Origin of the sequence: Pantoea stewartii subsp. stewartii (assembly GCF_008801695.1) — a bacterium.
Lineage (GTDB): Bacteria > Pseudomonadota > Gammaproteobacteria > Enterobacterales > Enterobacteriaceae > Pantoea > Pantoea stewartii.
The window spans coordinates 16,608-29,997 of sequence record NZ_VZPF01000066.1; the positions used below are offsets into that span (position 1 = coordinate 16,608).

The 13,390-nt window shown below is 56.4% G+C and carries 10 protein-coding genes and 3 pseudogenes; 5 read left to right on the forward strand and 8 right to left on the reverse strand.

Annotated elements, in window-relative coordinates; translation table 11 throughout:
• The first annotated feature begins 15 nt into the window (after window positions 1-15).
• A complete protein-coding gene (gene tcuC / locus F7Q90_RS18350; RefSeq protein ID WP_006118162.1) occupies window positions 16-1,338 on the forward strand; it encodes an MFS transporter in 1,323 nt (440 codons plus the stop codon).
• Here tcuC and F7Q90_RS18355 read toward each other — a convergent pair.
• From F7Q90_RS18355 to F7Q90_RS18375, 5 genes and pseudogenes are all read right to left on the reverse strand, one after another.
• The gene (locus F7Q90_RS18355) at window positions 1,335-2,309 is read right to left on the reverse strand and encodes a Csu type fimbrial protein (RefSeq protein WP_006118161.1); all 975 of its coding nucleotides are present in this window, start codon (window positions 2,307-2,309) and stop codon (window positions 1,335-1,337) included. The two genes, tcuC and F7Q90_RS18355, sit on opposite strands and share 4 nt — an antisense overlap.
• Window positions 2,306-4,750: pseudogene (locus F7Q90_RS18360) on the reverse strand (fimbria/pilus outer membrane usher protein). The gene F7Q90_RS18355 and the pseudogene F7Q90_RS18360 overlap by 4 nt, the downstream one beginning before the upstream one ends.
• A gap of 6 nt (window positions 4,751-4,756) precedes the next feature.
• Window positions 4,757-5,455, reverse strand: a complete 699-nt coding sequence (locus F7Q90_RS18365) for a fimbrial biogenesis chaperone (RefSeq protein ID WP_006118160.1) — start codon at window positions 5,453-5,455, stop codon at window positions 4,757-4,759.
• 18 nt (window positions 5,456-5,473) lie between these two features.
• The gene (locus F7Q90_RS18370; RefSeq protein WP_006118159.1) at window positions 5,474-5,995 is read right to left on the reverse strand and encodes a Csu type fimbrial protein; all 522 of its coding nucleotides are present in this window, start codon (window positions 5,993-5,995) and stop codon (window positions 5,474-5,476) included.
• Window positions 5,996-6,019: 24 nt separating this feature from the next.
• Window positions 6,020-6,586, reverse strand: coding sequence for a spore coat protein U domain-containing protein (locus F7Q90_RS18375; protein WP_006118158.1), 567 nt, complete (start codon window positions 6,584-6,586; stop codon window positions 6,020-6,022).
• A gap of 52 nt (window positions 6,587-6,638) precedes the next feature.
• On the opposite strand from F7Q90_RS18375, the gene F7Q90_RS18380 reads away from it, so the two are divergent.
• The 3 genes and pseudogenes from F7Q90_RS18380 (at window position 6,639) to F7Q90_RS18390 (ending at window position 10,799) form a co-directional block, all read left to right on the forward strand.
• A complete protein-coding gene (locus F7Q90_RS18380) occupies window positions 6,639-6,977 on the forward strand; it encodes a hypothetical protein (RefSeq protein WP_044241456.1) in 339 nt (112 codons plus the stop codon).
• Window positions 6,978-7,223: 246 nt separating this feature from the next.
• Window positions 7,224-9,320: a putative bifunctional diguanylate cyclase/phosphodiesterase gene (locus tag F7Q90_RS18385; protein ID WP_006118157.1), complete on the forward strand. Its 2,097-nt coding sequence runs from the start codon at window positions 7,224-7,226 to the stop codon at window positions 9,318-9,320.
• Window positions 9,321-9,392: 72 nt separating this feature from the next.
• Window positions 9,393-10,799 (forward strand): annotated as a pseudogene (locus tag F7Q90_RS18390) (aminotransferase-like domain-containing protein).
• Here the strand turns inward: F7Q90_RS18390 and F7Q90_RS18395 are convergent.
• The 3 genes from F7Q90_RS18395 to F7Q90_RS18405 all read right to left on the reverse strand — a co-directional run bounded on the left by F7Q90_RS18395 (window position 10,796) and on the right by F7Q90_RS18405 (window position 12,842).
• A complete protein-coding gene (locus F7Q90_RS18395) occupies window positions 10,796-11,278 on the reverse strand; it encodes a YlaC family protein (protein WP_006118156.1) in 483 nt (160 codons plus the stop codon). The pseudogene F7Q90_RS18390 and the gene F7Q90_RS18395 sit on opposite strands and share 4 nt — an antisense overlap.
• A 78-nt stretch (window positions 11,279-11,356) precedes the next feature.
• Entirely contained in the window at window positions 11,357-12,517 is a 1,161-nt protein-coding gene (locus tag F7Q90_RS18400) for an amidohydrolase (RefSeq protein ID WP_006118155.1), read from the reverse strand.
• A 55-nt stretch (window positions 12,518-12,572) separates the two neighbouring features.
• Window positions 12,573-12,842, reverse strand: a complete 270-nt coding sequence (locus F7Q90_RS18405) for a hypothetical protein (protein ID WP_006118154.1) — start codon at window positions 12,840-12,842, stop codon at window positions 12,573-12,575.
• Between the two features lie 374 nt (window positions 12,843-13,216).
• On the opposite strand from F7Q90_RS18405, the pseudogene F7Q90_RS18410 reads away from it, so the two are divergent.
• A pseudogene (locus F7Q90_RS18410) lies at window positions 13,217-13,390 on the forward strand (IS630 family transposase); the annotation flags it as partial.

The following is a 13,390-nucleotide window of genomic DNA, read 5'->3' on the forward strand; positions in this document are numbered from 1 at the left end:
ACCAAGGAAGCAGTTATGAGCCAAAGTGAAACTTTACAAAAGCCGCCAAAAGGTGCGGCCAGAACCATTTTCAATGTTACCAGCGGTAACTTCCTTGAAATGTACGATTTTATGGTGTTTGGCTACTACGCCACGGCCATTTCCAAAACCTTTTTCCCCGGAGACGATCCCTTCTCCTCGTTAATGCTGACACTGATGACCTTCGGTGCCGGCTTTCTGATGCGTCCTCTGGGGGCGATTATTCTGGGAGCGTACATTGACCATCATGGCCGTCGTAAAGGACTGCTGTTAACGCTTGGGCTGATGGCGTTAGGCACGCTGACTATCGCACTGGTACCGGGTTATGCCACCCTGGGTGCTGCCGCACCGATACTCATTTTACTTGGTCGCTTATTGCAGGGTTTTTCTGCCGGGGTAGAACTGGGCGGCGTTTCGGTTTATCTGGCCGAAGTGGCACCGAAAGGGCGTAAAGGGTTCTTTGTCAGCTGGCAGTCCGGTAGCCAGCAAATCGCGGTGATCTTCGCGGCTCTGCTGGGGCTGGGGCTGAATCATCTGCTCTCACATGATGAGGTGACCGAATGGGGCTGGCGTATTCCGTTTGTCGTGGGCTGCCTGATCGTCCCTTTCCTGTTCTATATTCGTCGCATGCTGGAAGAGACCGAAGCCTTTAGTCAGCGTAAACACCATCCATCAATGACCGACATTATGCGTTCCGTCGCCAGCAACTGGGCACTGGTGCTGGCCGGTATGCTGATGGTGGTGACCACCACGGTGATGTTTTACATGATCACCGCGTTCACCCCAACCTTCGGCAAGACCGTATTAATGATGAGTGACAAACAGGCCTTTATGGTGACGCTGTTTGTGGGGATTTCCAACCTGTTCTGGCTCCCGGTGATGGGCGCGCTGTCTGACCGCGTAGGTCGTCGTCCGCTGCTGCTGACGTTTACGGTATTGATGATTGCCACCGCCTGGCCTGTGCTGCACTGGATGGTTGGCGCGCCGAGCTTCGGCCACCTGCTTGCGGCGGAGCTCTGGCTCTCCTTCCTGTACGCCAGCTACAACGGCGCGATGGTGGTTTATCTGGCAGAAATTATGCCCGCTGAGGTGCGTGCCGCCGGTTTCTCGCTGGCTTACAGCCTGGCCACGGCGCTGTTCGGTGGCTTCACGCCCGCCGTTTCCAGCTATCTGATCCACGCCAGCGGCGATAAGGCGATGCCCGGCGCGTGGCTGACCTTTGCGGCCATTTGTGGATTGATCGGGACATTACTGATTGGCCGCATGGTGAAACAGTATCGCGCCCGCCATAGCGGAACCCCCGTCAGCGCGCCGCTCTAAAACGCGATATCCACCACGACGCTGTCGGTATAATTCCCTGCAGGCGGCGTATTTTGGGTGGTGAGGACACGCGCAGTGTAGTTGTAGCTGCGCGTCAGCCCATCGGTACTGACGGTATCCGCCGCCGTGCTGCTTACCCGTTCCGTGCCACTCGGTCCCCAGCGATTACTGGTCGTTCCTTTATAAATCTCGTAACTCAGTCGGTTCGTCCCACTCGCCATATTACGTACGCTGCTTACCGCGTTATTGCCGTTGCTTAACCCCACTGTATAGGTGCTGCCTTTACTGCACAGGACATTGATGGTTTGTGACACGCTGCCAAAACTGGCGACCAGCGGTGCGCTGCCAAAGCTGATATTGGGCGCGGTGATGGCGGTACAGTCGTTGCTGAGCACCACGGTAACAGTAATGGGAATGACGCCGCTGCCGGTTTGCGGTGTGAGACACAGGCCAACAGCCGAAACGCTGGTACAGATGTTGTAGGTGACCGTCATATTCAGCGTCACCGTGTAGGTCCCGGCGGCCACGGTTTGCCCGGTGAGGGTGCGTAAATAGACCGGAATGGCAAAGTTGAGGCTACCCAGCAATCCCGCCAGGTTGATTAAGGTGGCGGAGTTGTAGACAAACGCAGGTCCGCCAATGGTGAGCTCACTGGCACAGGCGCTGTCGGTACATAACCGCACCGGAATGTTGTCGCTGCCGGTATCGCCGCTCCGTTTGAGGATGCCGCGCGTCCCATTGGCATTGCTGGCGCTGGTCAACTGAAAGGTGATCTGGTTATTGCTCAGCAGCGACAGCGCACTGCCGGACCCGCAGTTGACGTCAGCATTGGTCGAGGTGCTGCTGACCGTGGTGTTAGCCACAAAGGTGGTCACACTGCCAAAGCTGGCGCTGGAGGCGGGCAGGGCACAGGCGGCGTAACTCAGCGAGGGTAACAGCAGCAGGCAAAGCAGCAACATTAGTGTTTTCATGGGGTGATTCCGGCAGTGGCGTTATCGGGATTAGGCACGGATGCGCCTCTGGGGAGCGGCGGCAACGGGCAGGTAAGCGGGCCATACGTTTTGAGTGCCTGCGGCTGACCGCCAGGCAACGTCAGGATCGTTTCGCAGGCGCGACCATCAGGGGCGATCACGCGGATGGGATTGGTGGCACCCAGTTCTTCCATCCAGACAATACCGTCCCAACCCACATAGCCCGTAGCCCGTCCCGGCCGGATCACCTGGCTGGACACGGGCAGCGGCTTATCCTGACCGTTATGCAATATCACGCTGGCGGCGCGCAACCGCTCGACCGGGAAGTTCAGCAAAAACCCACTTTGCCGTTTAACGGCAAAGCGCTGCTCGACGTTGGGCACCGTCATATCGGCGGGCAGATCGAGCGTATCGATGTCGTATTTAGCGGGATAGTAGCTGCTGATCGACGGCACCAGCAGATAGCCCTGGCGGTCGGTGCGTCCCATCGACTGATTTTCATAGCGCACATTCACGTCAGGGTAATGGGTTTTCACCACCACAAACGCATCGTTAATGGTGTTAGCGGCAAACACCTGGCTGTCCATTAACACCACCGAGCCGGACACATCGGCCCACTTGGTGAGGTTGTCGTCATCGCCGTAGAAGTCGGCAGAGGTATCGATCTTGTTATTGCGGTAACGCAGACTGCCCTGGCGATAGTCGCCACTGTTGCCGCCCTGGTTCGCCCAGGAGGCATCCCAGGCGAATCCGCCATCGCTGGGCATGGCGCGGGATAAATACGCCCGCTGGCTTTGTTGACCCTGTTGATCGCGTTCGACGCTCAGGGAAGCATTACTGTTTTCACCAAACGGAATCACCAGCGAGACTGCGCCGCTCCATTCTCCCTGCTCTCTGTCGCGGCTGGCGGAGACATACAGGCTGGCATTGCCCCACAAATTTTTACTCCAGGAGAGGTTCCACAGGCGGGTACGCTGGTTATCGCCGCTGGCAATGTCGATCCAGGCCGCGCCCAGACTGCCATAGCGATTGCGCGACACGCTGGCGGTGTACTGCGCCGTGCGCCGTGCCAGGCTGTAGCGGTTATCTGCATAGAGGGCGTTGCTCTGGCTACTCACCAACGCCAGGTTGCCAAAGCCCGCGCTGCGCACCGTATGCTGAGTGCCCAGGCTGAAACGGCTGGTGTTGTATTGATAACCCCAGCTGTACTGATTGCCCGACTCGCTGTCCAGGTGGCTCTGTGCGGCGGCTCCGTTCATCACGCCCCAACTGCCGACTTTAAACAGGGCACCTGCGCCGCCCATGGCCAAATCGCGGCTCCCTTCACCATGGGTTTCCAGTGTGAGCCAGTCTGTCAGGCCATAGCGCCACGAGCCGCTCATCGCGGCCGCACCGTAATCGGCGTTTTTGATGCCGTAATTTTGCCGAAGCGCACCGGCTGAAAAGGCTTAGTCAGACAGGCCTGGCTTGAGCAAGTTACTGGACACATAGAACGGCAGCGTCGTGACGACCTGACGACCCACCGCATCCGTTGTTGTAATCACGGCGTCACCGGCACCGTTAACGAAAGGCACGTTAGTGAGCGACCAGGGGCCAGGCTGGACATTCGCCTGAGTAGAGCGGTAGCCATTGACAAACAGATCCACCGTTGACGGCACCGCCGCCTGGCCAAAAAAGGCAGGCAAGGGATAGGTGATCAGATCCGGCCGCACGCTAAAGTCGCGGGCAATCTGGATGCCGCCAAGCCGCACGCTGCTGCTCCATGACAGCGCATCGGTAGTCAGGTCCCCAACCCGCCAGCTCAGGATGGCGTTTTCATCTTCATTGCTCCACCAGGTGTCGTAGCGAATGTAGCCGTCATTCTGGTAGCGATTCTGTCCTTCCAGCTGCTGTAAAACGCCATTGCTGGAGAAGTGCCCGGCGGGACCAAACACGCGCAGCTCATTAAAGGCGGCCAGACGCGTGCCTGCCACATCGGTGCGCGTGGCATAGAGATCGTAATTGAACAGCGCCCCGGTACTCACACGTCCGGGGAAGCGCGACCCGTTCCTTTCCTCACCAATGGTCTGTTCAGGCAGCCAGCCGGGCGGCACGGTCAGCAACAGGCGCTGACGGCGATCGTCGTACTCCACGTTGACCCCGGCGAGCTGATTCACATCGACCTGCTGTTGCCCCTGAATCTTCTCCGCCGGGATTCCCGCGCGTTGTAAGTCGCCTGCCCGCACCAGGAAGTGGCCGTTTTGTTGCTCCACGGGCACAATATCGCCACGTGACAGCTGATTCACCACCAACTCCAGCATATAGCGCTGGCCCGTGGCCCCGTTGTCAACGGGCGGCGGCGGGGGAAGCGACGTAAACGTTTCTGCCCACACAAACGTGGGCACCAGACAACACAGACTCGCAATGGCGAGCGCAACGGGATGCGGGGAATACGGCTTCATTGCGATTTACTGCGCCGCGGCGCTGCGCCACTGTCCGGTGTTGGTCTCTGCGCGCAGTTCACCGCTGACGGCGGATCTGAGCGGAAAGCGCTGTGTGCTGTTCGCCAGCACATAACCATAGAGGCCGTTGCCGAGCCGCTGGCCACCAATGGTGACATTGCTGAGTCGGGCATGGCCGTTACCGCGATTCGTCAGTTCCAGGTAGCGCTTACCGCCCGCATTCACCTGACGCCAGCTCAGGGCGGGTTTTGCATTGTCGCGCACCAGACCGTTGCCATAGACAAAGAGCGGCACCGAATAGCGCATCTGAAAATTGAGCCCGGCCTGATTATCGCCAACGGCACGTGGCGTGGGGATTTCATCCAGCACAACGCGATAGGCCATCTCCTGTCCTGCGGCAGGCGGGATCTGTTTAATCAGACGGACCAGTTGCTTTTGCCCCGGTTCAATGCGCACTAACGGGGGACTGGCAACAATCTGCTGCTGGGTCTGATACTGCTCCTGGTTGTTCGTTTGCTGCCAGGCAAAAATGCGCACCTGCATCAGCGTGGTAGTATTGCCTCGGTTTTCCAGCCACAGTTCACTGGCCTTATCTTCCGGATCGATGGCCGGATCGATGGGCCAAATCATTACGGAATTTGCACCCTGAGCCTGAGGCAACACCAGAAAAGCGAACAGAAAAAACAGGGCACGCAGGGATGGCATGGTAAAGCTCCTTTTTCATCACCAGGTCAGCGTGACGCTGAGGGTGTCAGAATAAACCCCGGCGCTTGTCGGACCGGGTAATTGCAGCAAGCCGTAAATAGGTAACGTAATGTTGTTCGCGTTGCTGTAACTCAATGGCACGGCTGTGTTCACCGGAATCGGCGTGGTGTGTGCAGCATTGCTGTAGAGGTAATAAGGAATCGTGTTGGTATTGTTCGCCAGCTTCAGGTTACGGGCCGTGGTGTAATTGCTGCCGCCGTTGATGGTCATGCTCAGCGTCGTACCCGGCGTGCAGGCCAGGTTAATCGTGGAACTTTGTACATAGCTGGCGCTGACGCTGCTACTGGCCAGCCCCGACTGGGTGCCAAAATTGAGCGTGCCGAAGATCCCCGTATTGGTGCCGGAGATCACGCAACCTGCCACGATTGACGCTGAAACCTGGAATGTTGTGGAGCTGGTCGTAATGCTCCACCCATTCATACACACGATCAGCAGCAACCCGCCAGCGGTGAACGAAACAGGTGACCGTCTTACCGTCATCTGCATCTACGCCAACACAGGCACTTAATAGTTCACGGCAACGTTAATCGTGTCGGTATAAGTCCCGGCCGGGATCACCGGATTAAATCCGCCGCCTACCACACGTCCATAGATCGCGTAATTGGTGCCGAGGGTCGGATCGGTCGTCCCGCTGGGCGCAATATTCGTGTTGTTGGCGATGGCGGTCGTGAAGGACGCATCGCTGTAGAGGGTATAAGCGATGCCTTGAGTATTATCGGCGCCCAGCACCAGGTAGCGTGGCGCAGAAGAAACGGTACCGTAGACGGTTCCCGGTGCTGCGTTACTGCTGGTCACCTGAACGTTAAACGTTTGGCCGGTCGTACAGCGCACATAGATGCCGTTACCCGCCGCGCCGACCAGCGTAGCGTTCAACGTACCAAAGGTGGCTGCGCTGCTACCGAAGTTCAACGAACCGAAATTGACGCCAGAGGTGGCCGACTGGCCGTTCACCAGACATCCCGTGGTTAATGTTAGCGTAGCGTTAATTGCACCCGTAGTAGTGGCAGCAAACGTCGCGGACGGCAGGGTGGTAGCAACACCGGCAGCTAACAGAAAAAGCTTGAATTTCATAACCATTCCTTACTAATTATTTAGGGTCAGTGCTTTTTCACCTGATGGTATAATGCAAAAACCTCGAAAAAATAACATTAAATCGCCAGATAACAGCAACCTGCCGTCACTCTCTCCAGCGCCCCAGAAAAAAGGGGTGCTGATTTATATTAGTTTTTTTTACTATACATCAGCGCAGGCAAAGTGGCGAAACTCATCGATAAATTTTTTATTATTTTGTTACATTGCCTGCCGCAACGGCGAATCGACAGGCGATCACGGGCTGAAGACGCAGAGCCGCAGAACTGTTTTGCCTGTCTGTGGTGTCGCTGTTATGTCTCCGTCAGTTTGGTATGAGAAAGAAGCGCATGCGGGATGTGAGGCTGAAAAGCGGCAGATGCGCTATCTTTGAATAGCTGCTGTCTGCCCGTGCGGTAAAGGTCGTCAGTGCAGGCATAACGTTGTGGTCAGGCAGCAAAACGGCGGCTCATATGCCAGCTAAAAGAATTGATTGAGCCGGACGCTTGCAGGTATCGGAAAGCGCTATTAAAAAAGCCTAATTTAGTCGTTTCCCGCGCCGATAAAAGGGTAACAAGGCGAAAATTCCTTTTCATCATCTCTTTAACAGCGGCGTGTTCGGCGCTATTCGGAAATCACTATGTTAGTGGCCTCATACAACTCATTCATTGTCGTCATTTCGGTCTTAGTGGCGATGCTGGCTTCATTCACCGCGCTGGATATGGCGGGACGGGTTGCGACCTCAACCGGTAAAGTTGCCCTGGCGTGGCTCTTTGGCGGTGGCTTTGCCATGGGGATAGGGATTTGGGCCATGCACTTCATTGGCATGCTGTCCATGGACCTGAACATGATGATGAGTTACGACGCCTCGCTGACGGCGCTGTCCGCCGGCATTGCGGTGTGCGCATCCATCTTCGCCTTGTGGCTGGTTTGCCAGGGCAACCTGCCGCTGTTCCGCTTGCTGGGCGGCGCGATTGTCCTGGGCTGCGGCATTGTCGCGATGCACTACACCGGCATGGCCGCGCTGATGCTTTCACCGGGTATTCGCTGGAACTGGGGCTGGGTCGCGGCTTCAGTCATTGTTGCCCTTGTGGCCTCGGTGGCCGCACTGTGGCTGGCTTTTAAACTGCGCGAAGGCCCACAGGGGCGAATTGCCGCCTTGCGGCTGTGTGCCTCTATCGTAATGGGGGCCGCGATTGCCGGCATGCACTATACCGGCATGATGGCGGCGGAGTTCCCGATGGGAAGCCACACGATGTCATCCGGCGTCAACAGCAACTGGCTGGCGATTGTCGTCACGGTAGTAACCCTCGCCATACTGGGGATTACGCTGCTGGTTTCCATGCTGGATGCCCGTATGCAGGCGCGCACCTCGATCCTGGCCAGCTCGCTGGCTGAAGCCAACCGTGAGCTGGCACAACTGGCGCTGCACGACAACCTGACCCGGTTGCCAAACCGTATTCTGCTCGAAGATCGCCTTGAGCAGGCCATCAATAAAGCGAATCGTGAAAGCACGCAGTTTGCGCTGATGTTTATGGACCTTGATGGCTTCAAGGCCGTAAACGATGCCTTTGGTCACCACATCGGTGACAGCCTGTTGATCAGCGTCACCAAAAGAATGAGTGACCAGATGAAAGGCTACTACACGCTGGCACGTCTGGGCGGCGACGAGTTTGTACTGCTGATTGAAATTACCGAGCCGAATGATGCGGCGGCGGTCGCCGATCAGCTGGTTAAGGCCGTTGACCGCCCGTTCCCCATTTCGCGTTACGATCTGGTGGTGTCACTGAGCATTGGCATTGTTGTCTATCCCGGTGATGGCGAGGATGAGCGCGAGCTGATGTTTAATGCCGATGCCGCGATGTACCACACCAAAAACAATGGCCGAAACGGTTACACCTTTTTCCAGCCTTCTATGAATCTGCTGGCACAGAGCCAGTTACAGTTGAACAACGACCTCTGGCATGCGCTGGACAATGATGAACTGCGCCTGTTTTATCAACCCAAGTACTGCGCACCACACGGCCCGATTCTGGGCTTCGAAGCGTTGCTGCGCTGGCAGCATCCCCAGCATGGCCTGCTGTCGCCGGATCGCTTTCTGCCGATAGCGGAAAAAACTGGCATGATTGTGAATATTGGGGGATGGGTCATTAACGAAGCCTGTCGCCAGCTGCATCAGTGGCACCTGCAGGGCCATCAGACGTGGTCAGTCGCGGTCAACCTGTCGGCGCTGCAGTTTGAGCAAAGCAATCTGATCGACACCGTTAAGCTGGCACTGGCGACACACCAGATTCCGGCGGAGCTGTTGACGCTGGAGGTGACCGAAACCACCGCCATGCGCAATCCCGATGAAAGCGTGCGGATTCTGACCGAACTGACGCAGTTGGGCGTGAAAGCCTCGATTGATGATTTTGGTACCGGCTATTCCAGCCTGTTGTACCTTAAACGCCTGCCTGCAAGTGAGCTGAAAATTGACCGCGCCTTCGTCAACGAACTGGAGCATCATTCTGAAGATGCCACCATTGTGTCGGCCATTGTGGCGCTGGCGCAGTCATTGCAGTTAAAGGTCGTGGCAGAGGGCGTGGAAACGTCGGAACAGCAAGCGTTTCTGACCCAGCTTGGCTGTAATACGCTGCAGGGCTATTTGCTTGGCAAACCGCTGCCACCCGATCGGATCGATGAGCTGAAGGAGTTTGTCGGCCCGCACGCTACTGAGCCTGCCGCACTGGAAGTGTAAGGCCCACCAGGGATTTTTGTTAGCGCTGATCAACATGATAAAGTGACGCCTCTGCATCAGGAGCGACAGGCCGTGGCGAAATATCAGCGATTAATGGATGACATTCAGCAGCAAATAGAAGCCGGTATCTGGCCGCCGGGTACCCGGCTCCCGTCGCTGCGCCAGCAGATCGCGCGTCAGGGGCTGAGCCTGATGACGGTGCTGCACGCCTACGAACTGCTGTAAAGTCAGGGCTGGATCGTTTCGCGTCCGCAGTCAGGCTATTACGTCGCGCCCCGTGCCCTTGCCGCCGCGCCGCTCAGCGTTGCCATCAGCGAACGGGTCGATATTAATGACTTCGTGTTCGATGTGTTACAGGCCTCGCGCGATCCCGCCATTGTGCCGTTTGGCTCAGCTTTTCCCGATCCGGCGCTGTTCCCGCAACGTCCGTTGATGCGTTCGCTGGCAAATGTCTCGCATCAGCTCACGCCCACGGATGCGCTGCATAACCTGCCGCCGGGCAACGCGACATTGCGCCAGCTCCTGGCTCAGCGCTATGCCCGCCAGGGCATCACCTTGTCGCCCGACGAAATCGTGATAACCAGCGGCGCACTGGAAGCCCTGAACCTCAGCCTGCAATCGCTCACCGAACCGGGTGACTATGTGGTGATCGAACAGCCCAGTTTTTATGGTGCCCTGCAGGCCATTGAGCGCCTTAAGCTCAAGGCGCTGGCGATCCCGAGCGATACCCAGCACGGCATCGACCTGCAACAGCTTGAAGACGCGCTTCAGCGCTGGCCGGTTAAAGCCTGTTGGTTAATGACCACGCTGCAAAATCCCCTCGGCGTGACCTTAACGCCGGCGCGTAAAGCGCAACTGGTTGCCCTGCTGGAACGCTATCAGGTGCCATTGATTGAAGATGATGTCTACGCAGAGCTATGGGACGACAACAGCACACCGCCGTTACCCGCTAAAGCCTGGGACAGCCAGGGGAATGTGCTGCACTGCGGTTCCTTTTCGAAATCGCTGGTGGCGGGGTTCCGTGTCGGTTGGGTCGCGGCCGGGCGGCATGCGCAGCGAATTCAGCGCCTGCAACTGATGAGCACACTCTCGACCAGCGCGCCGATGCAGTTAGCGTTAGCCGATTTCCTGGCGACCCGACGTTACGATAATCACCTGAAACGGCTGCGGCAAAGTCTGGCTAAGCGTCAGCAACTGGCGCGCCAGGCCCTGATAAAGGTGCTGCCTGCGCAGTCAACGGTCAGTGACGCGGCGGGGGGCTATTTTTTATGGGTGACGTTGCCAGACAGTATTAATACCACACAGCTGTATCAGCGTGCGCTGGCAGAAGGGATCAGTATTGCACCGGGACAGATGTTTGCCGCAGGCGAACAGTTCAGTCACTGTTTTCGGCTTAACACCGCCTGGCCGTGGGATACGCGGGCCGAGGCGGCGGTGGTCACGCTGGGCAGGTTAATGGCAGAGATGGCGCAGGATTAAACCTGAGCGGCCTGACGATGTCCCCAGGTCAGGTAATACACATCGTAAAAGTCCACTTCACCTTTCTGCTTCAGCAAACGGGTAATGCCGCTTTTTACACGCTCTGGCGCATCCGGCAGTGACAGAATGCGGGAGACCGCCTGTTCAGGGACGGGCTCCACGTAATACCATTCGCCGTTGTAGCAAACCCGCAGATCCAGAGCATCAATATCCTCAAAACGGTATTTAGGATTGATGTCCAGCAACATCAGAAAGCTCATCACCAGCACAAATGCCGTCGCAAACCAGAACGCGGGCCAGCCCAGCATATCCGTGGAAAAAATCAGCGCGACGCACAGGCCATAGCACAGGTACATCACTGCCCACAGTCCGGGATGGGTTTTTAAAAACGAGAAGCTGAAACGCGGCAAATTATCGCGGCGTCCTTCACGGTTTAGCGTATTAATTTCGTCGATTAAGATCTGTTTAATGGCGTCCATCGTTCCCCTCACTTTCAACTGATAGCGATTAGAACAGATAACAGTCAACTTGTTCAGACACAGATTACACCCGTTTTTCTATAACAGTTGCGCCAATGCCTCCTTGCGCGTCGCAATCCGGCGTAGGGCGTGCGGAGCCAACTGACTAAAATAGTCGACAGCCGGTCCCATCAGCGCTTCGTCAGGATTAAAGGCCGGATGATGAAGCCCCGATTCACTGGCACTGCCAATACTGACAAATGCCCCCGGCACCTGCTGCAGGTAAAAGGCAAAATCCTCACCTCCCATCAGCGGTATTTCAGCCCGTTCGGCGCGATAACCGCTCTGGGCAGCCTGTTGCAGGGCAAAGTCGGCCCATTCCGGGGTATTCAGCAGCGCAGGCGGTCCCGTTATCCACGCCAGTTCAGCGCGCGCGCCAAAGCCCGACGCGATGCCCTGAATCAGCGCGGTCATGCGTTCAGGCATGTGCTCACGTATGGTCGCATTGTGCGTACGTACCGTACCTTCCAGTTCCACCTGCTCTGGCAGCACATTCCAGGTATTGCCGGCGGTAAAGCGGGTGACGCTTAATACCACCGTGTCCAGCGCGCTAAAGACGCGAGCCGGTAGCGTTTGCAGTGCCGAAACGATATGACTGGCGATCACGATGGCATCAATGCCTTCCTGCGGTCGGGCGGCATGCGCACCTTTACCCAGCACCCGAATGGTGAAGCGGTCAACATTGGCGTAAAACACGCCGGGGCGGGTGCGCAGCGTACCCAGCGGCAAATCCGGCGCGTTATGCAGACCAAAAATAGCCTGTACGCCCGTCAGTGCACCGGCATCAATCAGCTGTCTGGCACCGTCGAACGTTTCTTCTGCGGGTTGAAAAAGAATTCGTACCCGGCCAGGCAGGGCGGCTTCCTGCTGTTTCAGCTGATGCGCAACGCCAAGCATGACTGACGTATGAATATCATGTCCGCAGGCGTGCATGACGCCGGGCCGCTGAGATTTCCAGGGCACGTTCACCGCCTCGTCAATGGGAAGGGCGTCAATGTCGGCGCGAAAAGCAATCAGCGGCTCGCCCTGACCAATCTCCACCACCACACCTGTCGTTAACGGCAGGGGCAACAGACGAATATCCGCCTGCTGTAACCAACGGGTAAGACGTTCCGTGGTCGCAAACTCCTGATGAGAGAGCTCGGGATGCTGATGCAGTTCACGCCGCCACTGCACCAGTTTTTCCGTTAAAGAAGTCATGATTCTCCTGATAACACAGACTGAGACCCGGTCAGCAAAAGGGGCCGCGTTGTCTTTAAATATGATTGGGCTGCCAGCGATAATCCGGTAATACCGTAAGGGCACTGTCGTTCCGCGATAATGGCGTTTGGATAAAGGCTTGCTGCACGTTGTTCTTTTCACTCGCCTCAGGGGCAGGAATATTATTCAGGCATGAACCGCTGTCAGAATACGTCTGATTAGATGCGCGGTCTGGCAGGGCAGGCGGGATAGCCGACAGTCTTTTTTTTGAAAACCCACCCGGCTTCAGAACGTTTTCCCGTATCAGGCCAATGATGTTATTCATCCTTATCTTCCTCTTGAAACGCGGTGTTTTTACAATGGTTTCATCATTAAACGTTCTGTCTGACAGATAAAATAAGGAATAGCGCAAAGCTTAGTGAAAATACGCAAATGCCTGAGATATATTGCCGGGTTTATTTCCACAGGTCGTCTAAACAGGGAGGCGGAGATAACGTTATTCTCTGCCTTCTTTTTATTCTTTTAAATTCTATTGCCGTTTTTTAACTTCATATTCTCATAATTGTTGTTTTACGAAATATAACGTTCTCGCCACACTAAATAACTGCTCGGAATAGTAGATCCCTTAGAGGGAACTCAGTCCGGTTTATGCGATCTGATCAATCGCTGAATATCCCAAATCACCAGCCGGACTGAGCAATGTCGATCATAGCACCAATACCCAGAACCGAACGACGCCTGATGCAGAAAACTATCCATAAAACAAAGGACAAAAACCACGCCCGGCGGCTCACCGCCATGCTGATGCTGCATCGTGGTGACACCGTCAGTCATGTTGCCAGAACACTCTGCTGTGCCCGCTCATCGATTGGT

What these genes read in the sequence shown, in the direction of transcription:
- F7Q90_RS18370 (WP_006118159.1), bottom strand. Translation starts at nt 5,995, where the DNA reads ATGACGGTAAGACGGTCACCTGTTTCGTTCACCGCTGGCGGGTTGCTG.
- F7Q90_RS18365 (WP_006118160.1), bottom strand. Translation starts at nt 5,455, where the DNA reads ATGCCATCCCTGCGTGCCCTGTTTTTTCTGTTCGCTTTTCTGGTGTTG.
- F7Q90_RS18380 (WP_044241456.1), top strand. Translation starts at nt 6,639, where the DNA reads ATGCAAAAACCTCGAAAAAATAACATTAAATCGCCAGATAACAGCAAC.
- F7Q90_RS18400 (WP_006118155.1), bottom strand. Translation starts at nt 12,517, where the DNA reads ATGACTTCTTTAACGGAAAAACTGGTGCAGTGGCGGCGTGAACTGCAT.
- F7Q90_RS18375 (WP_006118158.1), bottom strand. Translation starts at nt 6,586, where the DNA reads ATGAAATTCAAGCTTTTTCTGTTAGCTGCCGGTGTTGCTACCACCCTG.
- F7Q90_RS18385 (WP_006118157.1), top strand. Translation starts at nt 7,224, where the DNA reads ATGTTAGTGGCCTCATACAACTCATTCATTGTCGTCATTTCGGTCTTA.
- F7Q90_RS18405 (WP_006118154.1), bottom strand. Translation starts at nt 12,842, where the DNA reads ATGAATAACATCATTGGCCTGATACGGGAAAACGTTCTGAAGCCGGGT.
- F7Q90_RS18355 (WP_006118161.1), bottom strand. Translation starts at nt 2,309, where the DNA reads ATGAAAACACTAATGTTGCTGCTTTGCCTGCTGCTGTTACCCTCGCTG.
- F7Q90_RS18395 (WP_006118156.1), bottom strand. Translation starts at nt 11,278, where the DNA reads ATGGACGCCATTAAACAGATCTTAATCGACGAAATTAATACGCTAAAC.
- tcuC (WP_006118162.1), top strand. Translation starts at nt 16, where the DNA reads ATGAGCCAAAGTGAAACTTTACAAAAGCCGCCAAAAGGTGCGGCCAGA.